Source organism: Stenotrophomonas sp. IS26 (genome assembly GCF_054188265.1).
Genome location: NZ_JBSZJV010000021.1, coordinates 1 through 22,223, shown reverse-complemented (window position 1 = coordinate 22,223; position 22,223 = coordinate 1). Strand labels below are relative to the sequence as shown.

Here is a 22,223-nt window from a genome sequence, read left to right as displayed (position 1 = left end):
TCTATGAATGGGTGGTGTACGCTCAACCAGCGCACTGGCGGAGTATGCAAACCTTGTACGGTAATGACAATCACCCCCGTGCCAATTCACCGATCAATTCGGGCAGACCGGAGGAGGCAGCCTCCACATTGGCCAGCACTTCAGCCATCGTGATTTCATCGCCATCGCCACAGCCGGCGGCCCAGTTGGCCACAATGGCCAGGCAGGCATAGTCCAGGCCGAGCTCGCGGGCCAGGCTCGCTTCGGGCATGCCGGTCATGCCGACCAGATCGCAGCCATCGCGGCGCATGCGCGCGATTTCCGCATTGGTTTCCAGCCGCGGGCCCTGGGTGGCGCCGTAGCAGCCACCGTCCTGCAGGCGCACGCCGGTCACTTTCGCCGCGGCCAGCACCTTGCTGCGCAGCATCGGGGTGTACGGATGGCCGAAGTCCACGTGCAGCACCTCGGTACCCGGCTCTTCGCACAGGGTGGAGATGCGGCCCCAGGTGTAATCGATCAACTGGTCCGGGCAAGCCAGCACGCGCGGGCCGAACTGTTCGGTGATGCCGCCAACCGTATTGAGCGCGAGCACGCGCTGCGCACCGATCTGCTGGAGCGCGGCGAGGTTGGCGCGGTAGTTGATCTTGTGCGGCGGCAGCGAGTGGCCTTCACCGTGGCGCGCCAGGAAGGCCACGCGCTGGCCCAGCAGCGTGCCGACGCGGATCGGACCGGACGGCGTGCCGTACCGGGTCTCGACCTGGTGGCTGCTCACGTCATCGAGCTGGGCCAGCGTGTAGACGCCGGTGCCGCCGATGACGGCAAGAGAAATGTGTTCCATCATTCCTTCATCGCGTAGATGGCCGGCACGCAGCGCAGCGTCTCGTTGACGTCCATGCCGAACCCGAACACATAGCGGTCCGGCAGGTCGATGCCGGCGTAGTCGGCCTTGACGTCCGGCAGCGCGCGGTCGTGCAGCTTGACCGTCAGCGCGGCGATGCGCACATCGGTGGCACCCTGCTCCAGGCACCAGGTGCGTACGCCCTGCAGCGTGTAGCCCTCATCGAGGATGTCATCGACCAACAGCACGCGGCGCCCGAACAGCGCGGTGGCCGGCTTGTGCTTCCAGACCAGATCGCCGCCGGTGGTTTCACCGCGGTAGCGGGTGGCGTGCAGGTAATCGAACTGCACGTCCTGGCCGCGTGCGCCCAGTTCCAGCGCAAGCTGGCCGGCGAACGGCAGTGCGCCGTGCATGATCGACAGGAACAGCGGGACCTCGCCCTTGTAATCGCGCGCGATGGCGTCGGCGATGCCAGCGATGGCCTTGTCGATGGTGGGACGGTCGACCAGCAGGTCGGCCTGGGCCAGGGCCTGGGAAATGGAGAGGTTGGGCATCAGACGGTTCTTCCAAGGGTGTCAAGCAAACGGGATTGGGTGGTGCCATGGCGGGAATCGGCCAACAGGCCGTCCCAGCCCAGCGCGCCGCGACCGATCAGGCCGAGCAGCGCAGCGGTGTTGAGGGTGCGGCCTTCGACCGCGCGCAGTGATTCTTCCACCAGTTCGGGGTGGCAGACCAGCACCACGTCGCAGCCGGCATCCAGATGCGCGTCCACGCGCGCCTTCACGCCACCGGCGGAGAACGAGGCGGCCATGCCGATATCATCGGAGAAGACCACGCCACGGAAGCCCATCTCCTCGCGCAGGATCTGCTGGATCCAGCGCGGCGAGTAGCCGGCCGGTTCCGGCGCGACCTGCGGGTAGACCACGTGGGCCATCATCACCGCATCGGCGCCGGCAGTGATGCCGGCCGCGAACGGGATCAGGTCCAACGCACGCAGTTCATCGAGCGAACGCGGGTCGCTGGCATCGTGGAAATGGGTGTCTTCCAGCACGGTGCCGTGCCCGGGGAAATGCTTGAGCGTAGCCGCCATGCCGACGCTGTGCATGCCGCGCACATAGGCGGCGGTGAATGCAGCCACGACCTGCGGGTCCGCGCTGAACGCGCGATCGCCGATGGCCAGGTTGCCACGGCCCAGATCGACCACCGGGGCGAAGCTGAGATTCACGCCGCTGGCGCGCACTTCGCTGGCCATCAGCCAGGCATGCTGTTCGGCCAATGCCAGCGCAGCCTCTGGATCGGTGGCGTACAGGGCATCGAAACCCTGCAGCGGCGGCAGCGCGCTGTAACCGTCACGGAAGCGCTGCACGCGCCCGCCTTCCTGGTCCACGCAGATCAGCTGCGGGCGCGGCGCAGCGGCGCGGATGGCCGCCGACAACTCGGCCACCTGCTCGCGCGAGGCGAAATTGCGCTTGAACAGGATCACGCCGGCCACGGCGTCGTGCTGCAGCCACTCGCGTTCCTGGGCGGTGAGTTCGGTCCCGGCAACGCCGATCACGAGCATGGGGGGTCTCCAATACGGGGCGCCACCATGGCGCACTGCCGCATTGTCGCAGAACCCGCGCGCAGCGTCAGACCTCGCAGCCGTCCGGGCCGCAGCCAGCGCCCTGCCCGGCAGCCCCTGCCGGTGGGGTTTCCGCCGCGATCTGGCGCAGCGCCTGGGCGAAAGCCTCCGGCGGCTGGGCCCCCTGGATGGCGTACGTATCGTCGATCACAAAGGTGGGCACCGACTGAATGCCAAACCGCTGCGCCTGCGCCAGTTGGGCCTGGATCTCCGCCAGCCCTTCGTCGCCGGCCAGCAGTGTGGTGATCCGTTCGGCGCTGAGGCCACCGGCAGCGCCGGCATCGATCAGGGTCTGCGGCTCGGCCAGGTTGCGGCCCTGCGCAAAATGCGCGCGGAACAGCGCCTCGCCGACCGCCGCCTGGACACCTTCACGCCCGGCCAGCCACATCAGGCGGTGCGCCGGCAGCGTGGTGACCCGGACCTGGCCCTGGTCGAAATCCATCGGCAGGCCTTCGGCGCGCGCCGCGGTCTGGGTCTGGGTCAGGATCTGCTCGGTGCGCTCGGCACTGCCGAACTTGGCCGCATATGCCTCGCGCAGCGGTACCGGGGTTGTGCCGGCGTCGGGATCCAGCAGGAAGGGGTGCCAGTGCACCTCCACCTCGGGGGCGTCATCACCCAACAGCGCCAGGCCCTGCTGGAACCGGTGCTTGCCGATCCAACACCAGGGGCACACCACATCCGACCAGATATCGATTTTCATCTCGCCAGATTGTGGGTGCTGCGGGGCGTTTACAAGGTCTGGCGGTCAGCCGCGTTCCGCGCTGGACCAGCGTGAAAACGGATGCGCGGCCAGCGCCAGATTGTAATAACGGACCTCGTCGGTGACTTCAGCGCCGGCCCAGTCGGGCAGCGTGATCGCCTGATCGGCATGCTCGAGCTCGACTTCGGCCACCACCAGCCCGGCGTTCTCGCCGAGGAACTCGTCCACTTCCCAGAGCAGCCCCTGGTGCTCGACCAGATGCCGACGCTTGTCGATCAGCCCGCCGACACACAGCGCCAGCAGCGCGCGTGCATCGTCCACCGGGATCGGGTAATCGAACTCCTGCCGGGTGTGCCCGATCTCGCGTGACTTCATGTTGAGGAAGGCCTGCTCGCCCTGGATCCGCACGCGCACCGAAGCTTTCTGTGCGCCGCTGTCCAGTGCGGCGGTGTCGTTGAGATAGCCCTGCGCCATCGGGATCACCGCGTGCGCGGCCGTGCGCCAGCCCTCGCCGGTGACGCGGTATTTACGTTCGATTTCAATGCCCATGCGCACAGTATGCGGCGATCACGATCATGCGGCCACGGCCTGCTCCTATACTGGCCGGCTGCCCTGCAAGGACGCCCGATGAAGCCGCTCTTCCCTACCCTGTTGCTGACGCTGCTGCCACTGCCCGGGGTCGCCGCGACGCCGCCCACGCCTGCGCAGATCGACGCAGCGATCATGGCCATGATCGAGGCCGAGAAGAAGCCGGCGGCCTCCGCGCAGGATCTGCTGCTGCAATCGATGTTCACCCCGCGCGGGTTCGAGCATGGCCCGTGCTTTGCCAGCACGACGGTCACCGGCGCCTACGAGTGCCTGATCGGCATGGAGATCGGGCTCAAGAACCGCTACCGGATGCTGCGCTTCGTTCCGCAGGGCATGGGCTGGGCGATGCAGCGGGCCGATGTCGATGCGCCGGTCCCCCCGCGCGAGCGGGTCCGCGAACTGCTCATCGAACAGCTCGATCATCGTGCCGCGTCCATCGACGATGCCGCCGCCCGCGACGCATTGCGTGCCTTCCAGCAGCGCCTGCAGATTCTTGCGGTCGACGACTGCGAACTGCGCAGCACGCAGTCGCCCGAGATCCGCTGCGATGTCACCGCGGGGGACGACACCGAGCGCGGCACCGACCCGCAGACCTATGTGTTCGATGCACAAGGCCAGTGGCAGAACGCCGCGCCGGATGACCGCCGCTGAGGTCGGACGCCGTCAGCGCTTTTCGAACACCGCGATGCTTTCCACGTGCGCGGTATGCGGGAACATGTCCATCGCGCCGGCCGAGACCAGAGTGAAGCCCTGCTCGTTGACCAGGTAGCCGGCGTCGCGCGCCAGCGAGCCGGGATGGCAGCTCACGTAGACGATCCGCTTGAACTGCCTGAGCGGCAGCTGCTGCAGCACTTCGATGGCGCCCGAGCGCGGCGGATCCAGCAGCAGCTTGTCGAAGCCCTGGCGCATCCACGGGGTCTGGCGCTGGTCCTGGGTCAGGTCCGCTGCGTAGAACTCGGCATTGTCCAGCCCGTTGCGCACGGCGTTCTCTTTCGCACGCGCCACCAGGCCGGCATCGCCTTCCACACCGACCACGTTGCGCACGGTGCGCGCCAGCGGCAGGGTGAAGTTGCCCAGCCCGCAGAACAGATCCAGCACGCGCTCGTCCGGGCCGGCATCGAGCAGCGCCAGTGCGTGGGCGATCATCTGCACGTTGAGCTTGGCGTTGACCTGGATGAAATCCAGCGGGCGGAACGCCAGTTCGACATCCCACGGTGCCAGCTTGAACGACAGCGGCACCTCGGCCGGCCACAGCGGGTGCACCGACTCCACGCCGCCGGGCTGCAGCGAGATCGCAAAACCATGTTCCTGCCCGAAAGCGGTCCATGCGGCGCGGTCAGCGTCGCTGAGCGGCTGCATATGGCGGATGGTCAGGACGATCGCGTCATCCCCGGCGATGAATTCGATCTGGGGGATATCGCGTTTGCCATCGAGCGTCTCGATGAACTCGGACAGCACGCCGACCTTCATGCCAATTTCCGGGATGACGGTCAGGCACTGGCTCAGGTCCGCGACGAAGCGCGGATCCAGCTCGCGGAAACCGACCAGGGTCTTGTCCTTCTTCTCCACGCGGCGCACCGAGAAGCGGCCCTTGCGGCGGTAACCCCAGCTGTCGCCGACCAGGGGCGGCAGCACAGTGCCCGGCGTGACGTGGCCGATCCGGGTCAGGTTGTCGATCAGCACGCGCTGCTTGGCCACGATCTGCTGCGACTCTTCCAGGTGCTGCAGCACACAGCCGGCGCAGACGCCGAAATGCGGGCAGCGCGGGGTCACCCGCTGCGGCGAGGCCTGTACGACCTCGATGGTCCGGGCTTCATCGAAATGGCGATTGCGCGCGGTCGGCTCGGCGGTCACCACCTCACCCGGCAGCGCGCCGGTGATGAAGGTGACCTTGCCACCCTCGCCGTCGCGGCGGGCAACGCCACGGCCGTCATGGCTGAGGTCGAGGATGTCGGTCTGGAAGGGGGTTCGGTCGAGGCGGGAGCGGGTTCGGGCCACGTGGCAACAGGCTGCGGGCAAAAAGGGTGCGTATTGTCGCAGATACCAACTGCAAGCTGAGCCGGTATGCAGCCGGGAGGCTTGCGGCGGGCCACTTCACGTTTAAGATGGGCGCAGCTGACATGGAGGCAGCCCAAATGCAGATGACCCCGAGGGATCCCATGCCCCGATTCCTGCTCGTCGAGGATGACACCATCAGCCGCGGCTTCTTCAAGGCCGCGCTGGAAACCCTGCCGGCCCAGGTCGATACCGCCGATTCACTGGCCACGGCCATGGACCGCGCCCGCGGCAGCCAACACGATCTGTGGCTGATCGATGTGAACCTGCCCGACGGCAATGGCACCCAACTGCTGCAGGAGCTGCGCCGCTCGCGTCCGGATACCCCGGCACTGGCGCATACCGCCGACGGCGACACCTCGATCCACTCACGCCTGCGCGATGCCGGTTTCAGCGAGACCCTGGTCAAGCCACTGAGCCGCGAGCACCTGCTCAAAGCCGTCCGCCGCGCCCTGGTGCATACCGCGGGCAGCCTGTCGGCGCCGCTCGGCCCGGAAGCGGACGACGCCGACGGCCTGCGCCAGGATTGGGACGAAACCACCGCCCTGGCCGCGCTGAATGGACAGCGCCACCACCTCATCGCCCTGCGCGAACTGTTCCTGGCCGAGTTGCCCGGCGTGCGCGATGCAGTGGCCCAGGCCCTGCGCGAGGACGACGTGCAGGCCCTGCGTGGGCAGCTGCACCGGTTGCAGGCCAGCTGTGGGTTCGTCGGCGCCGCACGCCTGGCGCGGGCAGTCCGGCAGTTGCACCAGGCGCCGGACTCGACCGGTGCGCAGAGCCGCTTCCGCGTGGCAGTGGACGCCCTGTTGCAGTGAACACGGGCGGCAGCCGGGGCACCGGCGCCGCTTGAGTCACCCCGTAACGGTGCCGCGGCCCGCCAGCGCTTACGTGCGCCGCCGGGCCAGGTCCTCCAGCATTTCCCAGGATTTCAGCCCCCGCCCGCCCAGATGGTGCATCAGCACCGCGCGCATCGGTCGGCGCAGGCTGCCCAGATCCTCGGGCCCCGGCATGTCATCGGCGGCCAGCGCCAGCAGCGCGCTGCCGGTGGCGGTGCCCCGGCGTTGATCCACGCCACGGTCGCTGAGCAGGCGGCGCGGCCCCTCCTGGGGATCCAGCTCATAGCGTGCCGCCGGGTCGACCGGCTCCTCATCGCTGCCATGCAACAGATCGAAACCGAAGCCCAAGGCCTCCAGCAGGTCGCGCTCGAAACGTCGCAGGGTCCAGGCCAGCGGCTCGCCATCGCGCAGCCGCGCGCGCACCTGCGCGTAGTGATCGTAGAGCTCCGGCAGCGGATCCTGGCGGGGCGCCAGCCGCATCATCAGTTCGTTGATATAGAAGCCGGCCAGCATCGCCTCACCGGTGAGCCGGGGCGCAGCGTCCAGGGCTTCTGCACCGCGCAGCTGGGCCAGTTCGCCCCGCTGCACGGCCGTGAGCCGGATCCATTGCAGCGGCTGCAGGGCCGCGCGCAACGCTTGGCTGCGCGGGCTGGACACGCCCCGCGCCAGCACCCCGATGCGGCCGTACTGCTGGGTCAGTACCTCGACCAGCAGACTGGTCTCCCGCCAGGCCCGGGCGTGCAATACGAAGGCCGGCTCATCCTCGATGCGCATCACTCAACCGCCCGGGGCCGTGGCCGGCTTATTCGTAGCCGAACGCCTTGAGCGCGGCTTCGTCGTCGGACCAGCCCTCGCGCACGCGCACCCAGGTCTCCAGGAAGACCTTGGCGCCGAACAGGCGCTCCATCTGCAGGCGCGACTTGGCGCCGATTTCCTTCAGGCGGGTGCCGGCCTTGCCGATCACGATCGCCTTCTGGCCTTCGCGTTCGACCCAGATCACCGCGCCGATGCGCAGCAGGTTGCCGTCTTCGACAAAGCGCTCGATCTCGACCGTGGTCGCGTACGGCAGTTCTTCACCCAGCTGGCGCATCAGCTGCTCGCGGACCAGTTCACCGGCGAGGAAGCGCTGGCTGCGGTCGGTGATCTCGTCTTCGCCGAACATCGGCGGGGCTTCCGGCAACAGCTTCATCAGGTCGCGGACCAGCGATTCCAGGCCGTTGCGCTTCTGCGCCGAGATCGGGTGCACCGCCGCGAACGTGCGGCCTTCGGTGACCTGCTGCAGGAACGGCAGCAGCGCGCCCTTGTCTTTCAGGCGATCGATCTTGTTGACCACCAGCACCACCGGGATGCCCGAGTCGCTGAGCACATTGAAGGCCAGGGTGTCTTCGTCATCCCAGCGGCCGGCCTCGATGACCAGCATGCCGGCGTCCACGCCCTCCAGCGAGCCGCGCGCGGCGCGGTTCATCACCCGGTTCATGGCGCGCTTCTGCGCACGGTGCAGGCCGGGGGTATCGACCAGCACGATCTGGCCTTCCGGGTAGCTGGCAATGCCCAGCAACCGGTGCCGTGTGGTCTGAGGGCGGTTGGAGACGATGCTGACCTTGGCGCCCACCAGGGCGTTGGTCAGGGTGGATTTGCCGACGTTGGGGCGACCGATGACGGCCACGCTGCCGGAACGATGGGGGGTTGCTTCGTTCACTTGGAATCCAGTTGCTCAAGGGCGGCGGCAGCCGCTTGTTGTTCGGCCAGCCGTCGCGAGGCACCTTCGCCTTCGGTGCTGACAGCGGGGTCGGTTACGCCGCAGCGTACCCGGAAGGTCTTGGCGTGATCGTCACCTGATTCTGACACCAGCTCGTACAGCGGCAGCGCCTTCTGCCGGGCCTGCAGCCATTCCTGCAGCCGCGTCTTGGGGTCCTTCTCGGGCTTGCCGGTGGCCGGCAGGGCCTGCATCGAGGCGTTGAACCAGGGCAGCACCACGGTCTGGCAGACGGCGAAGCCGGCATCGAGGTAGATCGCTGCGACCACGGCTTCCAGCGCATCGGCCAGGATGGAGTCGCGGCGGTGGCCGCCGGTCTTCATCTCGCCGGGCCCCAGGATCAGGCGCTCGCCCAGCTGCAGCTCGCGCGCGATCACCGCCAGCGCGCCTTCGCGCACCAGCTCGGCCCGGGCACGGGTCAGCGCGCCCTCGTCGGCTTTGGGCCAGCGTTCGTAGAGCGCCTGGGCCACCATCATGTTGACGATGCTGTCGCCGAGGAACTCCAGCCGCTCATTGTTGGGCGTACCGGCGCTGCGATGCGTCAGCGCCTGCTGGAGCAGGCCCGGATCGTTGAAGGCGTGACCGATCAGGTCACCGCGTTGGAAGGTCTTAGTCGGCACCGCTACGGGTCAATTCCTGGTTTGAATCAAATTTGCCCACCACGTCCAGATTGCCGATCATTTCACGGCGCACTTCGTAGTAGACCTTCATGTTCCAGCCGCCATCGATGCGATCGAACTTCACGTCGGCGGGTTTCACGTTCTCGGAGTAATTGATGTACAGGCGCTTGAAGAACATCTCCTGGATGCGGCGCGGCTCCATGTTGCCCACGCCCGGCTCCTTGGCCAGGCTCTTCATCGCCGAACGCACGGCGTAGTACTCCTGGTACATCGGGAACAGCTTCATCCCGATGTACAGGAAGAAGGCGACCACGATCAGCACCACCAGGAACGAGGTCAAGGTGATGCCGCGCTGCGATGTCATGTTCTTCATTGCGTTCTCCCCAGATACGCGTGTGCCATGAATCAATGGATGGCCGTGCCGATCCGCGACGGTTCGAAGCCGTCCTTGCAGAACCAGCCCGAGCAGTTCAGCCAGATCAGGAACGCCTTGCCACGGAGATTCTCCTCCGGCAGCAGGCCCCAGAAACGGCCGTCGTCACTGTTGTCGCGATTGTCGCCCATGACCAGGTACTTGCCGGCCGGGACGGTCCACTGCCCTTCGCCTCGGGCGTAGTCGGTCTCCAGCACGGTATGCGTGCGGCCCGGCAGGTGCTCGACCAGCAGCGAGCTGCCCTCGCCCTGGCCGTTGTGGCCTGCGTACAGACCCTTGTTGTCGTATTTGACCGGCTCGCCGTTGAGGATCAGGCCGTTGCCCTGGAACTCGATCTCGTCGCCCGGCACGCCGATCACGCGCTTGATGAAGTTCTCACCCTTGGCCGGATCGTTGTCCGAGTGGCCCGGGAAATGGAACACCACCACGTCGCCGCGCTTGGGCTCGCCGAACGGGATCACCTTGGCGTTGTTCAGTGGCAGGCGCAGGCCGTAGGAGAACTTGTTGACCAGGATGAAATCGCCGATCAGCAGGTTGGGCATCATCGAGCTGGACGGAATCTTGTACGGCTCGGCGATGAAGCTGCGCACCACCAGCACGATCGCCAGCACCGGGAAGAACGCCCGCGCGTAGTCGACCATCACCGGCTCGGTGTCCAGCAGGCCGGCGCGCTGGGCGCGGCGCTTGGCGAAGTACAGCTTTTCGGCCAGCAGGATCAGGCCCGAGGCCAACGTCAGTACGACCAGGAGGAGCTCAAACAATTTCATGCAGTGTCCTTGGGAACGATTGCAGCGGTGTGGTGTGCCCCTGCGCGTCCGGCGACACCGATCCGGTGCCGCCTGCCGCTGCCGGGAAAGCCATCCGGCCTTACTTGTCCATCTGCAGCACGGCCAGGAAGGCTTCCTGCGGGATTTCCACGCGGCCGACCTGCTTCATGCGCTTCTTGCCTTCCTTCTGTTTCTCGAGCAGCTTCTTCTTGCGCGAAACGTCGCCACCATAGCACTTGGCCAGCACGTTCTTGCGCATCGCCTTGACCGTGGTGCGCGAGATGATCTGCGAGCCGACGGCGGCCTGGATGGCCACGTCGAACTGCTGGCGCGGGATCAGTTCCTTCATCTTCTCGCACAGCTCGCGGCCACGGCGGTCGGCATGGCTGCGGTGCACGATCAGCGACAGCGCATCGACCTTGTCGCCATTGATCAGCACGTCCACACGGACGAACGGACCGGCATCGAAACGCACGAAGTGATAGTCCAGCGAGGCATAGCCACGGCTGACCGACTTCAGCTTGTCGAAGAAGTCCAGCACCACCTCGGCCATCGGCAGCTCGTAGCTGATCTGCACCTGGCTGCCCAGGTAGTTGATGCCGATCTGGCTGCCGCGCTTTTCTTCGCACAGCTTGATGATGTTGCCGATGTACTCCTCGGGGGTGAGCACGTTGGCGCGGATGATCGGCTCGCGGATCTCATCGACCATGTTCACCGGCGGCAGCTTGGCCGGGTTGTCCATGTTGATGATGGTGCCGTCGGTCTTGAGCACTTCATAGACCACGGTCGGCGCGGTGCTGATCAGGTCCAGGTTGTACTCGCGCTCCAGGCGCTCCTGCACGATTTCCATGTGCAGCATGCCCAGGAACCCGCAGCGGAAGCCGAAGCCCATCGCCTCGGAGCTTTCCGGCTCGAAGCGCAGCGCGGCATCGTTCAGGCGCAGCTTGTCCAGCGCTTCGCGCAGGTCCGGGTAATCCTCGGCATCGACCGGGAACAGGCCGGCGAACACGCGAGGCTGCATTTCCTGGAAGCCCGGCAGCGGCTTGGCGGCCGGATCGGCGGCCAGGGTCAGGGTGTCGCCGACCGGGGCACCGTGCACGTCCTTGATGCTGGCCGTCACCCAGCCCACCTCACCGGCGTTCAGTGTCGGCAGCACCTTGCGCTTGGGGGTGAACACGCCGACGTTGTCGACCTGGTGATTGCGGCCGGTGGACATCACCTGCAGCTTGTCGCCGGCCTTGATCTGGCCCTGCATCACGCGCACCAGCGAGACCACGCCGAGGTAATTATCGAACCACGAGTCGATGATCAGCGCCTGCAGCTTGTCGGTATCGCGCGGCACCGGCGGCGGGATGCGATGCACGATCGCCTCCAGCACGTCGCCCACGTTCAGTCCGGTCTTGGCACTGACCGCCACCGCGTCGGTGGCATCGATGCCGATCACGGCCTCGATCTCGGCCTTGGCACGGTCGATGTCGGCGGTGGGCAGGTCGATCTTGTTGATCACCGGCACCACTTCCAGCCCCTGCTCGACCGCCGTGTAGCAGTTGGCGACGGACTGCGCTTCCACGCCCTGGGCGGCATCGACCACCAGCAGCGCGCCTTCGCAGGCGGCCAGCGAGCGGCTGACTTCATAGGAGAAGTCGACATGCCCGGGGGTGTCGATGAAGTTCAGGTGGTAGGTGTGGCCGTCTTTGGCGACATACGGCAGCGAGACCGACTGGGCCTTGATGGTGATGCCACGCTCGCGCTCGATCGGGTTCGAGTCGAGCACCTGCGCCTCCATCTCACGGGCCTGGAGGCCACCGCAAAGCTGGATGATGCGATCGGCCAGCGTGGACTTGCCGTGGTCGACGTGGGCGATGATGGAGAAGTTGCGGATGAACCGCATCGAATCAGAAGACATAGGTGGCGGCGGCGCGTCGCGTCGTCAGGATGACTGCGGATTATCGCATGGCCGGCCCGATCCCGCGTGGGCCCGGCAGCGATTGTCGCCAACGGCCCCCCAGAAACGACCGGGCCCGCCGAAGCGGGCCCGGAAACGCAGGCGGGGCGGGGCTTACTGCCCGGCCTTGACCGCCACGAAGGCGCTGTTGCCGTTGGCGCGGATCAGCAACATGACCACGTCACCCTTGCTGTATCCGGCCAGCGCCTTGTTCAGCGCGGCCACGCTGCCGACCGGGGTACGGCCGACCTGCAGCACCACCAGGCCCGGCGACAGGCCGGCGTCACGCGCGGACTGGCCGTTGACCCGGGTGATGCGCACGCCCTCGCCCGCCGACAGGCCCAGCTGCTGGCGCTGCGGGGCGGTCAAGTCGGCCACCTCCAGCCCCAGCAGGGCATTGGCGCCGGCCTCGGGTTTGGCCGCTTCCGCGGTCGGACGGGCGGCGCCACGCTCGGCGTCTTCGGCCAGCTCGGTCAGGGTGGCGGTGATCTCCCGCTCCTTGCCATCGCGCAGCACGCTCAGGCGGACCTTGCTGCCCGGCGGCAGCGCGCCGATGGCCGGCGGCAGATCGCTGAAGGTATTGATCGGGCTGCCATTGACCGAGCGGATCACATCGCCCGGCTCGATACCGGCCTTGAGCGCCGCGCTGCCCGCGACCACCTCGTTGACCAGCGCGCCACGGCTGTCCGGCAGGCCCAGCCCCTGGGCCTTGAGGCCATCGATCGGGCCGACCGCCGCGCCGAGCTGGCCACGGCTGACCCGGCCGTTCTTCTTGATCTGCTCCACCGCACCCATCGCCAGGTCGATCGGGATCGCGAAGCTGATCCCCATATAGCCACCGGAAGCGGAGAAGATCTGCGAGTTGATGCCGACCACTTCACCGCGGGTGTTGAGCAGCGGGCCACCGGAGTTGCCCTGGTTGATCGCCACGTCGGTCTGGATGAAGGGCACATAGCGCTGGTCCGGGCCGCCGGTGCTGCGGCCGACCGCGCTGACGACGCCGGCGGTGACGGAGTGGTCCAGCCCGAACGGCGAACCGATCGCGACCACCCATTGACCCGGCTTGAGGGTGTTGGAGTCGCCCACGCGCACGGTCGGCAGATTCTTTCCGTCGATCTTGAGCAGCGCCACGTCGTACTGCTGGTCGCTGCCGACCACCTTGGCAGTGAACTCACGGCGATCGCCAAGCTTGACCTTCACTTCGCTGGCATCAGCGACCACATGGTGATTGGTCAGCACGTAGCCGTCGGCGGAGATGATGAAACCCGAACCCATGCCGCGGCCGCGGATGCTCGGGGTGCCGTCATCGGGACCGTCGGCACCCTGCCCCGGCATCTGGAAATCCGGGCCGAAGAAGCGACGGAAGAATTCCGGCATGTCCTGGTCGGACGGCCCGGCCATGCGTGCCTGGCGGTTGCTGCGCACGATGGTGGTCTCGACATTGACCACGCCCGGCCCGACCTGTTCGACCAGATTGGTGAAGTCCGGCAGGCCACTGACCAGCTGCGGCGCCGGCGCGCGGGGTGCAGCGGCGGCCGCCGGCGCGGCAGCGGTGGCCGGCGATGGCGACGGCGACTGCGCGCAGGCCACCAGTGGGAGCGTCATGGCGATCAGCGCCAGGGCATGGGTACGGATACGGGCGGTCATCAGACACGAACCTCCGGGTCAGGGAACAAAGGGGGAACGCTCCGGCGCACAGGCCGGAGCGGAGCGTCAGCGCGACGATGCTCAGTCGCGGTGCCGGCGCGCAGGTTCGGCCGACTCGGCCGACTCCTGCAGGCGCGGCTCGAACGGATAGAACGCGGCCTGCGGCGCCTGTGTGGAGAAGCTCGCATTGAGCGCGCCGCCGGCGGCCGGGGCCAGGCTGGAGCGCGGCCAAGGCTTGGCCTGCAGCGTGCCGACCTCACCGAACGGGAACTGCCGCGCGGCGGCCGCCGGCATGGCCGGGGCCAATGGCGCCTGGCTGGCGATCGCCCGCTGCGGCTCGGCACTGCGCTCGGCGGCGCTGCGCGCGGCCTGCTGGGTACGCGTGGCACTGGCGCTGGCGCGGCGTGCCGTCGCCACGTCCTGGCGGCGGCTGGCGGCAGCCACCGCAGCAGCGGGCACCGCCGCCACGGCGAGCGCCTGTTCGGCGGCAGAGGCTTCGGTCACCGGTGCGGCAGGCAGCTCGGCCTGGCTGGCGATGATGGTGGTCGGCGCGTCCAGCGGGGCCGGGGCCGGCAGCTGCTCGCGGGTCATGAACATCGCCACGGCCGCGACGGAGGCGGCCAACGCCGCCCCCCCGCCCCAGCGTCGCCAACCGCCACGCCGTTCCTGACGGTCATGGCTGCGCTCGACATTGGCCTGCATCGCGGGTGCCGGCTCAGCGGCCACAGAAATGCGCACCCGCTCGGCGAAATCGACCGGCGCCGGTGCGCAGGCCTGCCCGCGCAGCACATCGCCGAGCATCTGCCAGCGTTCGTTGCAGCTGGACAAGGCCTCATCGTGTTCCAGCCGGCGCAGCATGAAACGTGCTTCATCGGCTGACAGCTCGCCATCGATCAACGAGGACAGCTGCTGCCGGTAATGGGCGTCGAATTTATCGGGGGACGCGCCCCGGGAAGCATCATTGGACATATCGTGGCTCATGCGCGGCTCTTCTCGCGGGTGGCGCTGCCCACATCGAGCAGCGGCCGAAGTTCAGTGTCGATCGCCTCGCGGGCACGGAAGATCCGCGACCGCACGGTGCCGATCGGGCACCCCATCTTCTGCGCGATTTCGTCGTAACTCAGGCCGTCCACCTCGCGCATGGTGATGGCCGACCGCAGCTCTTCAGGCAGCGCCGACACCGCCTTCATCACCGTCTGTTCCAGCTCCTGGCGCATCAACTCGCGTTCGGGCGTGTCGGTGTCGCGCAGGCGGGTGCCGCTGTCGTACTGCTCGGCGTCCCCGATCTCGATGTCATCGGTGGGCGGGCGGCGGTTGTGGGCGGCGAGATGGTTCTTGGCAGTGTTCACGGCGATCCTGTGCAGCCAGGTATAGAACTGGGCGTCGCCCCGGAAACTGCCGATCGCGCGATACGCGCGGACGAAAGTGTCCTGGGCCACGTCCTGACATTCACTCCAGTCCGCGATGTAGCGCCCGATCAGCGCGATGACCCGATGCTGATACTTGCGTACCAGGACATCGAACGCCCCGCTCTCGCCACGCTGCACACGTCGGACCAGCTCCAGGTCCAGCTCCTGTGGTGTTTCAACCTCGGCCATGGGGGGCCGCACTCCTGTCAGCCCAACCGACGTCGGGCAATGAGACTGCCAATCCCGGGAAAAGTTCAGCGCTCGATCACACCGCGCCGCACCAGCTTTTAACCACCGTTCCGTTAAGGTTTCCGATCCAGGCAATGAATCGGCGGTATCTCTCCCCCAGCTATAGGGATTTGACGGGGAGGAAACAACCTCTGGATCATAGCCCCCTTCTCCATACACAACCGGATGGAACGTTCCCATGCTCTCAGGCTTCGATGGGCTCCGCTTCTCGCATTGGCACCCGCAGATCCGTGACGATGGCGTCGTCGTGCTCAGCCTCGACCGCCACGACAGCAGCGTCAATGCCATGTCGCAGGACGTGCTGCTCGAACTGGGCGACCTGATCGAGCGGATCGGGATGGACCCGCCCAAGGCGGTGGTGATCCAGTCGATCAAGGCGGCCGGCTTCATCGCCGGGGCGGACCTGAAGGAATTCCAGGAATTCGACCGCCGCGGCACCGTCAATGACGCGATCCGCCGTGGCCAGAGCACCTACCAGAAGCTGGCCGAACTGCCCTGCCCGACCGTCGCGGCGATCCACGGTCATTGCCTGGGCGGCGGCACCGAGCTGGCCCTGGCCTGCCGTTACCGCGTGGCCTCCAACGATGCCTCCACCCGCATCGGCCTGCCGGAAACCCAGCTGGGCATCTTCCCGGGCTGGGGCGGCAGCTCGCGCCTGCCGCAGCTGGTCGGCGCACCGGCAGCGATGGACATGATGCTGACCGGCCGCAATCTATCGGCCTCGGCCGCGCGCAACATCGGCCTGGTCGACAAGGTCGTCGCGCCGGCCGTGCTGCTCGATACCGCCGTATCGCTCGCGCTGAAGGGCACCACCCGGCCGTTCAAGCAGCGCGCGACCGCGTGGATCACCAACACCTGGCTGGCGCGCAAGCTGCTCGCCCCGCAGATGGCCAAGCAGGTCGCCCGCAAGGCGCGCAAGGAGCATTACCCCGCTCCCTACGCACTGATCAACACCTGGGCACGCACCGGTGGCAGCCCGATCCAGACCCGTCTGGATGCCGAACGCCGCGCCGTGGTGAAGCTGGCCGGCACCCCGACCGCCCGCAACCTGATCCGTATCTTCTTCCTGACCGAACGCCTGAAGGCACTGGGCGGCAAGGACCACGGCATCCAGCACGTGCACGTGGTAGGCGCCGGCGTGATGGGCGGCGACATCGCGGCATGGTCGGCCTACAAGGGCTTCAACGTGACCCTGCAGGATCGCGAGCAGCGCTTCATCGACCCGGCCATGGAACGCGCGCAGGCGCTGTTCGCCAAGCGGGTGAAGGACGACAGCAAGCGCCCGGCCGTGGCCGCGCGCCTGAAAGCCGATCTCGCGGGCGAGGGCGTGGCCCAGGCCGATCTGGTGATCGAAGCCATCATCGAAAACCCGGAAGCCAAGCGCGAGCTGTACCAGTCGCTGGAGCCGAGGATGAAGGCCGATGCGCTGCTGACCACCAACACCTCCTCGATCCCGCTGGACGAACTGCGCGACCACATCCAGCGCCCGGCGCAGTTTGCCGGCCTGCATTACTTCAACCCGGTCGCGCAGATGCCGCTGGTGGAAATCATCCATCACGACGGCATGGCGCCGGAGACCGAGCGCCGCCTGGCCTCGTTCTGCAAGGCGCTGGGCAAGTTCCCGGTGCCGGTGGCCGGCACCCCTGGCTTCCTGGTCAACCGCGTGCTGTTCCCGTACATGCTTGAAGCTGCCACCGCGTATGCCGAAGGCGTGCCGGGCCCGGTGCTGGACAAGGCCGCGGTGAAGTTCGGCATGCCGATGGGCCCGATCGAACTGCTCGACACCGTTGGCCTGGATGTGGCCGCCGGCGTGGGCAAGGAACTGGCGCCCTTCCTTGGCCTGCAGGTACCGGCCGCCCTGGCGACCGTGGAACAGGGCAAGCGTGGCAAGAAGGACGGCCAGGGCCTGTACAAGTGGGAGAACGGACGCGCCCAGAAGCCGGACGTCCCCGCCAACTACGAGGTCCCGGCCGATCTGGAAGACCGCCTGATCCTGCCACTGCTCAACGAAGCGGTGGCCTGCCTGCACGACGGCGTCGTCGCCGACGCCGACCTGCTCGATGCCGGCGTGATCTTCGGCACCGGCTTCGCCCCGTTCCGCGGCGGCCCGATCCAGTACATCCGCGCCACCGGCGCCGATGCCCTGGTCGAACGCCTCAAGGTCCTGCAGCAGCGCTATGGCGATCGCTTCGCCCCGCGCCCGGGCTGGGAGTCGCCGGTACTGCGCGAACCGGTGATCTGAGGATCGCGAAAACGCCAGCGCACGCTGGCGTTTTTTGTGTGTGCTCGCGCGTGAAACCAGAACACCCTGTTACCGATACAGGCCTCCCACCTCCACACCCCGCATGCGATCCTCCCGCTCTGTCCCCGCCAGCGAGACCGCCCGCATGACGACCATCATCGCCCCCCGCATCCATGACATCGGTGGCCTGCAGGTGCGCCGCGCCGTGCCGACTCTGCAGGCGCGCAGCGTCGGGCCATTTGTCTTCGTCGACCAGATGGGCCCGGCCGTGCTTTCCCCCGGCACCGGCATCGACGTGCGCCCGCACCCACATATCGGCCTGGCCACCGTCACGTTCCTCTGGTCCGGCGCCATCGGCCACCGCGACACGCTCGGTTCGGACCAGGTCATCCGCCCCGGCGACGTCAACTGGATGACAGCCGGCCGTGGCATCGCCCACTCCGAACGCACGCCTGCCATCGAGCGCGAACACGACCATCCGCTGCACGGCATGCAGACCTGGCTGGCGCTGCCGAAGAGTGCCGAAGAGACCGATCCCGCGTTCTATCACCATGCCGCCGCCACCCTGCCCCAGCAGCGCCGCAACGGTGCCTGGCTGCGCGTCATCGCCGGCCGCGCGTACGGCGAGGAATCCCCGGTCAAGGTGTTCGCCGATACCCTCAACGTGGCCATCGATCTCGACGCCGATGCGGAAATCGACCTGGATACTGGCCACGCCGAACGTTCGCTCTACATCCTCGACGGCCAGGCCCAGCTCGACGGCGTGGACATTCCCGCCCAGCACCTGATCATTCCCGAGCCCGGTGCACGCGGCCGCCTGCGCGCCAAGACCCCGATCAAGGCAATGCTGATGGGGGGCGAACCGCTTGACGGGCCACGCCACCTCTGGTGGAACTTCGTCTCCAGCTCCAGCGAACGGATCGAGCAGGCCAAGCACGATTGGGAATCGGGCCGCTTCGGCACGATTCCGGGGGACGAAAAAGAGTTCATTCCGCTGCCCGCGTACTGAGCCGCCCCCCGGCGGGCAACCGTTCGTCGGATGTTGACGCGGCCGTCACCCCGATGAACCCCGATTCAGCTACGTTGCGCCTGCCCACCCCGGGCAAAACGTGGAGCACGTCGATGAGCATGGGCAAACGTCTGGCCGCCGAGTTCCTGGGCACGTTCTGGTTGGTATTGGGCGGGTGTGGCAGCGCGGTGCTGGCGGCCAAGTTCGGTGGTGATGGCAATCCGCTGGGGATCGGTTTTGTGGGCGTGGCATTGGCCTTCGGCCTGACCGTGCTGACCGGCGCGTACGCGTTCGGGCATGTCTCCGGCGCGCACTTCAATCCGGCGGTCAGTGTCGGCCTGTGGGCCGGCGGCCGTTTCCCCGCCCGTGACCTGCTTCCCTACATCGTGGCGCAGGTGCTGGGTGGCGCGCTGGCCGGTTTCATTCTGCTGCAGATCGCCTCCGGTGCGCCGGGTTTCCAGATCGATGGCAGCCAGGCAGGCGCGTTCGCGAGCAATGGCTACGGCGCCCTTTCACCGGGCGGCTACAGCGTCGCCGCCGCCTTCCTGTGTGAAGTGGTCCTCACCGCGTTCTTCCTGATCGTGATCATGGGCGCGACCCACGGCAATGCGCCGGCCGGCTTCGCCCCGATCGCGATTGGCCTGGCGCTGACGTTGATCCATCTGATCAGCATTCCGGTCACCAATACCTCGGTCAATCCGGCGCGCTCTACCGCCGTGGCGCTGTTCGCCGGCAGCGGCGCGCTCAGCCAGCTGTGGCTGTTCTGGCTGGCACCGCTGCTGGGTGGCCTGGTCGGCGGCATTGTCTACAAATGGATGGGGGCCGCGCCCCGCTGACGGGTGTGGCCGGGCGGCCCCCCGACCGCCCGGCGTCGGCGCAGAAAGGTTCACCTGAAACCGTTATTTGTACACTGAGTCACATTCCGTTAAGGTCCCGATCACTCGTCCGACACTGACGGCAGCGAGTGATCCGGTACGCGCGCGGGGAATGCGCCACCACGGCCTGGGTTGTCGACGGCCACCGGAATGCCTGTCAGCGACGGACGCGATCATCGACCTTGGGGGAACCATGAACGTCCTGCGCGCTGTCGTCTGTGTGTGTCTGCTGGTCACTGCCGGCGCCGTTGCGGCGCAATCGACCAGCGAATGTCCGACCCTGCCCGCCAGCAGCGGCCTGCAATGGCAGGCGCTCGCCCAGCGCGACTTCATCCTGTGCAAGGCCACCGCCGCCGATGGGCGCGAAGTGCTCAGCCTGACGCTGAGCGCGCGCAATCCCGAGCTGCCGTTGAACCGCGCGCTGCGCCAGGAAAAAGGCAGCTTCGCCGGTGAAACGCTGTACTGGTACCAGCCCGACCTGGGCGGCCAGAAACCGCCGGGCTATGAGACGCGCCGGATCACGGTGGTGAGATTCGACAAGAACCGTTTCGCGCAGATTGCGCTGTACGCCGGCGACAACAGCGAACTGGGTTCGCTGCAATCGCTGGCGCAGGGGATGAACCTGACGCCCTCGGCTGTGGCCGCCGGGCGCTGAGGAAGAGGCCGGGACGGTGCACCGCACTCATCCCGTCATCCAAGGGAGCGCCGGCCACTGGCCGGCGCCTCCCGCACCGTCAGGTGTCATGCGCTTGCCGGCCAGCGGCCGGCGCCCACGTGCCTCAGAAGCGGCCTTCCTGGAAATCCACGAAGGCCTGCATCAGCTCCTGCTTGGTGTTCATCACGAACGGCCCATGCCGCATGACCGGCTCGCGCAGCGGGCGGCCGGCCACCAGGATCAGGCGCGCACCGGTGTCGCCCGCGCGCAGGGTCAGCTGCTCACCGCCGCCGAGCACCGCCATTTCCTGTCTGGCCACCGGGCGCGCATCGTCGCCCTCGCCGATCTCCAGCCCGCCTTCAAACACGTAGGCAAACGCGTTGTGGCCCTCCGGCAGCGTGTAGCGCCAGTCCGCACGCGCGTCCAGGGTGATGTCCAGGTACACCGGATCGGTGGCCGGCTGCACGATCGGCCCCACGGTGTCACCCACCTGGCCGGCGATCACCTTGACCTGCACGCCGTCGGCCGGCGCGGTGACCGGAATATGGTCCGGTGCGAACTCCTGGTACTTCGGGTCCGTCATCTTGTCGCGCGCTGGCAGGTTCACCCACAGCTGGAAGCCGCGCATCTGGCCCGATTCCTGTTCGGGCATTTCCGAGTGGATCAAGCCGCGGCCCGCCGTCATCCATTGCACGCTACCCGGCGTGAGCAACCCCTCGTTGCCGTGGTTGTCCTTGTGCCGCATGCGGCCGTCGAGCATGTAGGTGACGGTTTCAAACCCGCGGTGCGGATGACTGGGGAAGCCGGCGATGTAGTCCTCGGCGCGGTCCGTGCCGAATTCATCCAGCAGCAGGAACGGGTCCAGGTCGGGCAGCGACGGCCCACCGATCACCCGCGTCAGGCGCACGCCGGCGCCATCGGAGGTGGCCATGCCACGGATGGTGCGCAGCACGCGCACCGGGGTTGGGCTGCTCATGGTGACTCCAGGGTCGGTGATCGATCAACAAGATGGCCTCGCCGGCCCCGCCGGCCAACCGTCATGCCCGCAACCGATTGTTCCAAGCGTGATGTTCCGATGACGTGCACGGGCACGCGCCCCCCCACCCTACGACCAAAGTACTAGCGGCAAGCCCCCGCCATTGCATTGACCGCGTCGGTGCCAAGGCGGACTCTTACGACGATCTCCAGGGAGACGCAATCTCATGAAAGGTTTTTCGAAACTGGGTTGGGCAGTCATCGCACTGCTTGGCGCATTCTGTCTAGGCACCGTCGCACTGCGCCGCGGTGAACCCATCAATGCGCTGTGGATCGTCGTCGCTGCGGTCTCCATCTATCTCATCGCGTATCGCTTCTACAGCCTGTTCATCGCCGACAAGGTGATGCAGCTCGATCCGACCCGGGCCACGCCCGCGGTGATCAACAACGACGGCCTGGATTACGTCCCGACCAACAAACACGTGCTGTTCGGCCACCACTTCGCCGCCATCGCCGGTGCAGGCCCGCTGGTCGGCCCGGTGCTGGCCGCGCAGATGGGCTACCTGCCCGGCCTGCTCTGGCTGGTGGTGGGCGTGGTCGTGGCTGGCGCGGTGCAGGACTTCATGATCCTGTTCCTCTCCAGCCGCCGCAACGGCCGCTCGCTGGGTGACCTGGTGCGTGAGGAAATGGGGCCGGTACCCGGCACCATCGCCTTGTTCGGTGCCTTCCTGATCATGATCATCATCCTGGCGGTGCTGGCGATGGTGGTGGTCAAGGCGCTGGCCGAAAGCCCGTGGGGCATGTTCACGGTCATCGCGACCATGCCGATCGCGATCCTGATGGGCGTGTACATGCGCTACATCCGCCCGGGCAAGATCGGCGAGATCTCCGTGGTCGGGCTGATCCTGCTGCTGGCCGCGATCTGGTTCGGTGGCAAGGTCGCGGCCGATCCGGTCTGGGGCCCGGCCTTCACCTTCACCGGCATCCAGATCACCTGGATGCTGATCGGCTACGGCTTCGTGGC

23 protein-coding genes are annotated in these 22,223 nt (G+C 67.3%); 7 read left to right on the top strand and 16 right to left on the bottom strand.

Annotation, left to right across the window (positions count from 1 at the left end):
- Positions 1-70 precede the first annotated feature (70 nt).
- From ACW6W5_RS15280 to ACW6W5_RS15260, 5 genes are all read right to left on the bottom strand, one after another.
- On the bottom strand, positions 71-817 hold the full coding sequence (locus tag ACW6W5_RS15280) for an S-methyl-5'-thioinosine phosphorylase (RefSeq protein ID WP_152154104.1): 747 nt from the start codon (positions 815-817) through the stop codon (positions 71-73).
- Positions 817-1,371 carry a hypoxanthine-guanine phosphoribosyltransferase gene (locus ACW6W5_RS15275; protein ID WP_152154102.1) on the bottom strand — a complete coding sequence of 185 codons (555 nt, stop codon included), beginning with the start codon at positions 1,369-1,371 and terminating at the stop codon, positions 817-819. Before ACW6W5_RS15275 ends, ACW6W5_RS15280 begins: the two co-directional genes overlap by 1 nt.
- Positions 1,371-2,378: a beta-N-acetylhexosaminidase gene (gene nagZ / locus ACW6W5_RS15270; RefSeq protein WP_152154100.1), complete on the bottom strand. Its 1,008-nt coding sequence runs from the start codon at positions 2,376-2,378 to the stop codon at positions 1,371-1,373. Before nagZ ends, ACW6W5_RS15275 begins: the two co-directional genes overlap by 1 nt.
- A gap of 67 nt (positions 2,379-2,445) precedes the next feature.
- Positions 2,446-3,138, bottom strand: a complete 693-nt coding sequence (locus ACW6W5_RS15265; protein ID WP_152154098.1) for a DsbA family oxidoreductase — start codon at positions 3,136-3,138, stop codon at positions 2,446-2,448.
- A 45-nt stretch (positions 3,139-3,183) separates the two neighbouring features.
- Positions 3,184-3,687, bottom strand: coding sequence for a CYTH domain-containing protein (locus ACW6W5_RS15260; protein ID WP_152154096.1), 504 nt, complete (start codon positions 3,685-3,687; stop codon positions 3,184-3,186).
- Positions 3,688-3,765: 78 nt separating this feature from the next.
- Between ACW6W5_RS15260 and ACW6W5_RS15255 the strand changes: the two genes are divergently transcribed.
- Positions 3,766-4,377, top strand: coding sequence for a hypothetical protein (locus tag ACW6W5_RS15255; RefSeq protein WP_152154094.1), 612 nt, complete (start codon positions 3,766-3,768; stop codon positions 4,375-4,377).
- Between the two features lie 12 nt (positions 4,378-4,389).
- On the opposite strand, the gene rlmD is transcribed toward ACW6W5_RS15255, so the two are convergent.
- On the bottom strand, positions 4,390-5,724 hold the full coding sequence (rlmD, locus tag ACW6W5_RS15250; protein ID WP_152154092.1) for a 23S rRNA (uracil(1939)-C(5))-methyltransferase RlmD: 1,335 nt from the start codon (positions 5,722-5,724) through the stop codon (positions 4,390-4,392).
- A gap of 137 nt (positions 5,725-5,861) precedes the next feature.
- On the opposite strand from rlmD, the gene ACW6W5_RS15245 reads away from it, so the two are divergent.
- Positions 5,862-6,596, top strand: a complete 735-nt coding sequence (locus ACW6W5_RS15245) for an Hpt domain-containing response regulator (protein WP_152154090.1) — start codon at positions 5,862-5,864, stop codon at positions 6,594-6,596.
- A 69-nt stretch (positions 6,597-6,665) separates the two neighbouring features.
- Here the strand turns inward: ACW6W5_RS15245 and recO are convergent, their stop codons facing one another.
- From recO to rpoE, 9 genes are all read right to left on the bottom strand, one after another.
- Positions 6,666-7,391, bottom strand: a complete 726-nt coding sequence (recO, locus tag ACW6W5_RS15240; protein WP_152154088.1) for a DNA repair protein RecO — start codon at positions 7,389-7,391, stop codon at positions 6,666-6,668.
- A 28-nt stretch (positions 7,392-7,419) separates the two neighbouring features.
- Entirely contained in the window at positions 7,420-8,316 is an 897-nt protein-coding gene (era, locus tag ACW6W5_RS15235; RefSeq protein ID WP_121038751.1) for a GTPase Era, read from the bottom strand.
- Positions 8,313-8,993 (bottom strand): ribonuclease III, encoded by a 681-nt coding sequence (gene rnc / locus ACW6W5_RS15230; RefSeq protein ID WP_121038754.1) that lies wholly within the window; start codon positions 8,991-8,993, stop codon positions 8,313-8,315. Before rnc ends, era begins: the two co-directional genes overlap by 4 nt.
- On the bottom strand, positions 8,983-9,366 hold the full coding sequence (locus ACW6W5_RS15225; protein ID WP_088434521.1) for a DUF4845 domain-containing protein: 384 nt from the start codon (positions 9,364-9,366) through the stop codon (positions 8,983-8,985). The genes rnc and ACW6W5_RS15225 overlap by 11 nt, the downstream gene beginning before the upstream one ends.
- A 32-nt stretch (positions 9,367-9,398) precedes the next feature.
- Complete coding sequence (gene lepB / locus ACW6W5_RS15220; RefSeq protein ID WP_121038757.1) at positions 9,399-10,193, bottom strand: signal peptidase I; 795 nt, start codon at positions 10,191-10,193, stop codon at positions 9,399-9,401.
- 100 nt (positions 10,194-10,293) lie between these two features.
- Complete coding sequence (lepA, locus tag ACW6W5_RS15215) at positions 10,294-12,084, bottom strand: translation elongation factor 4 (RefSeq protein ID WP_183073750.1); 1,791 nt, start codon at positions 12,082-12,084, stop codon at positions 10,294-10,296.
- Positions 12,085-12,252: 168 nt separating this feature from the next.
- On the bottom strand, positions 12,253-13,785 hold the full coding sequence (locus tag ACW6W5_RS15210; protein ID WP_152154086.1) for a DegQ family serine endoprotease: 1,533 nt from the start codon (positions 13,783-13,785) through the stop codon (positions 12,253-12,255).
- 81 nt (positions 13,786-13,866) lie between these two features.
- Positions 13,867-14,766: a sigma-E factor negative regulatory protein gene (locus ACW6W5_RS15205; protein WP_121038766.1), complete on the bottom strand. Its 900-nt coding sequence runs from the start codon at positions 14,764-14,766 to the stop codon at positions 13,867-13,869.
- A complete protein-coding gene (gene rpoE / locus ACW6W5_RS15200; protein ID WP_121038769.1) occupies positions 14,763-15,383 on the bottom strand; it encodes an RNA polymerase sigma factor RpoE in 621 nt (206 codons plus the stop codon). The genes ACW6W5_RS15205 and rpoE overlap by 4 nt, the downstream gene beginning before the upstream one ends.
- 238 nt (positions 15,384-15,621) lie before the next feature.
- Between rpoE and ACW6W5_RS15195 the strand changes: the two genes are divergently transcribed.
- The 4 genes from ACW6W5_RS15195 to ACW6W5_RS15180 all read left to right on the top strand — a co-directional run bounded on the left by ACW6W5_RS15195 (position 15,622) and on the right by ACW6W5_RS15180 (position 20,224).
- Complete coding sequence (locus ACW6W5_RS15195; protein WP_152154084.1) at positions 15,622-17,685, top strand: 3-hydroxyacyl-CoA dehydrogenase NAD-binding domain-containing protein; 2,064 nt, start codon at positions 15,622-15,624, stop codon at positions 17,683-17,685.
- A 145-nt stretch (positions 17,686-17,830) separates the two neighbouring features.
- The gene (locus ACW6W5_RS15190; protein ID WP_152154083.1) at positions 17,831-18,694 is read left to right on the top strand and encodes a pirin family protein; all 864 of its coding nucleotides are present in this window, start codon (positions 17,831-17,833) and stop codon (positions 18,692-18,694) included.
- A gap of 113 nt (positions 18,695-18,807) precedes the next feature.
- A complete protein-coding gene (aqpZ, locus tag ACW6W5_RS15185) occupies positions 18,808-19,530 on the top strand; it encodes an aquaporin Z (RefSeq protein WP_152154081.1) in 723 nt (240 codons plus the stop codon).
- Positions 19,531-19,762: 232 nt separating this feature from the next.
- Positions 19,763-20,224, top strand: coding sequence for a hypothetical protein (locus ACW6W5_RS15180; protein WP_152154079.1), 462 nt, complete (start codon positions 19,763-19,765; stop codon positions 20,222-20,224).
- Positions 20,225-20,348: 124 nt separating this feature from the next.
- Here the strand turns inward: ACW6W5_RS15180 and ACW6W5_RS15175 are convergent, their stop codons facing one another.
- Positions 20,349-21,200, bottom strand: coding sequence for a pirin family protein (locus ACW6W5_RS15175; protein ID WP_121038784.1), 852 nt, complete (start codon positions 21,198-21,200; stop codon positions 20,349-20,351).
- Positions 21,201-21,426: 226 nt separating this feature from the next.
- Between ACW6W5_RS15175 and ACW6W5_RS15170 the strand changes: the two genes are divergently transcribed.
- Positions 21,427-22,223, top strand: a 797-nt coding sequence (locus ACW6W5_RS15170; RefSeq protein ID WP_458233655.1) for a carbon starvation CstA family protein, incomplete at its 3' end; no start/stop codon positions are given.

What these genes read in the sequence shown, in the direction of transcription:
- ACW6W5_RS15280 (WP_152154104.1), bottom strand. Translation starts at nt 817, where the DNA reads ATGGAACACATTTCTCTTGCCGTCATCGGCGGCACCGGCGTCTACACG.
- ACW6W5_RS15275 (WP_152154102.1), bottom strand. Translation starts at nt 1,371, where the DNA reads ATGCCCAACCTCTCCATTTCCCAGGCCCTGGCCCAGGCCGACCTGCTG.
- nagZ (WP_152154100.1), bottom strand. Translation starts at nt 2,378, where the DNA reads ATGCTCGTGATCGGCGTTGCCGGGACCGAACTCACCGCCCAGGAACGC.
- ACW6W5_RS15265 (WP_152154098.1), bottom strand. Translation starts at nt 3,138, where the DNA reads ATGAAAATCGATATCTGGTCGGATGTGGTGTGCCCCTGGTGTTGGATC.
- ACW6W5_RS15260 (WP_152154096.1), bottom strand. Translation starts at nt 3,687, where the DNA reads ATGGGCATTGAAATCGAACGTAAATACCGCGTCACCGGCGAGGGCTGG.
- ACW6W5_RS15255 (WP_152154094.1), top strand. Translation starts at nt 3,766, where the DNA reads ATGAAGCCGCTCTTCCCTACCCTGTTGCTGACGCTGCTGCCACTGCCC.
- ACW6W5_RS15245 (WP_152154090.1), top strand. Translation starts at nt 5,862, where the DNA reads ATGCAGATGACCCCGAGGGATCCCATGCCCCGATTCCTGCTCGTCGAG.
- recO (WP_152154088.1), bottom strand. Translation starts at nt 7,391, where the DNA reads ATGCGCATCGAGGATGAGCCGGCCTTCGTATTGCACGCCCGGGCCTGG.
- ACW6W5_RS15225 (WP_088434521.1), bottom strand. Translation starts at nt 9,366, where the DNA reads ATGAAGAACATGACATCGCAGCGCGGCATCACCTTGACCTCGTTCCTG.
- lepB (WP_121038757.1), bottom strand. Translation starts at nt 10,193, where the DNA reads ATGAAATTGTTTGAGCTCCTCCTGGTCGTACTGACGTTGGCCTCGGGC.
- lepA (WP_183073750.1), bottom strand. Translation starts at nt 12,084, where the DNA reads ATGCGGTTCATCCGCAACTTCTCCATCATCGCCCACGTCGACCACGGC.
- ACW6W5_RS15210 (WP_152154086.1), bottom strand. Translation starts at nt 13,785, where the DNA reads ATGACCGCCCGTATCCGTACCCATGCCCTGGCGCTGATCGCCATGACG.
- ACW6W5_RS15205 (WP_121038766.1), bottom strand. Translation starts at nt 14,766, where the DNA reads ATGAGCCACGATATGTCCAATGATGCTTCCCGGGGCGCGTCCCCCGAT.
- rpoE (WP_121038769.1), bottom strand. Translation starts at nt 15,383, where the DNA reads ATGGCCGAGGTTGAAACACCACAGGAGCTGGACCTGGAGCTGGTCCGA.
- ACW6W5_RS15195 (WP_152154084.1), top strand. Translation starts at nt 15,622, where the DNA reads ATGCTCTCAGGCTTCGATGGGCTCCGCTTCTCGCATTGGCACCCGCAG.
- ACW6W5_RS15190 (WP_152154083.1), top strand. Translation starts at nt 17,831, where the DNA reads ATGACGACCATCATCGCCCCCCGCATCCATGACATCGGTGGCCTGCAG.
- aqpZ (WP_152154081.1), top strand. Translation starts at nt 18,808, where the DNA reads ATGAGCATGGGCAAACGTCTGGCCGCCGAGTTCCTGGGCACGTTCTGG.
- ACW6W5_RS15180 (WP_152154079.1), top strand. Translation starts at nt 19,763, where the DNA reads ATGAACGTCCTGCGCGCTGTCGTCTGTGTGTGTCTGCTGGTCACTGCC.
- ACW6W5_RS15175 (WP_121038784.1), bottom strand. Translation starts at nt 21,200, where the DNA reads ATGAGCAGCCCAACCCCGGTGCGCGTGCTGCGCACCATCCGTGGCATG.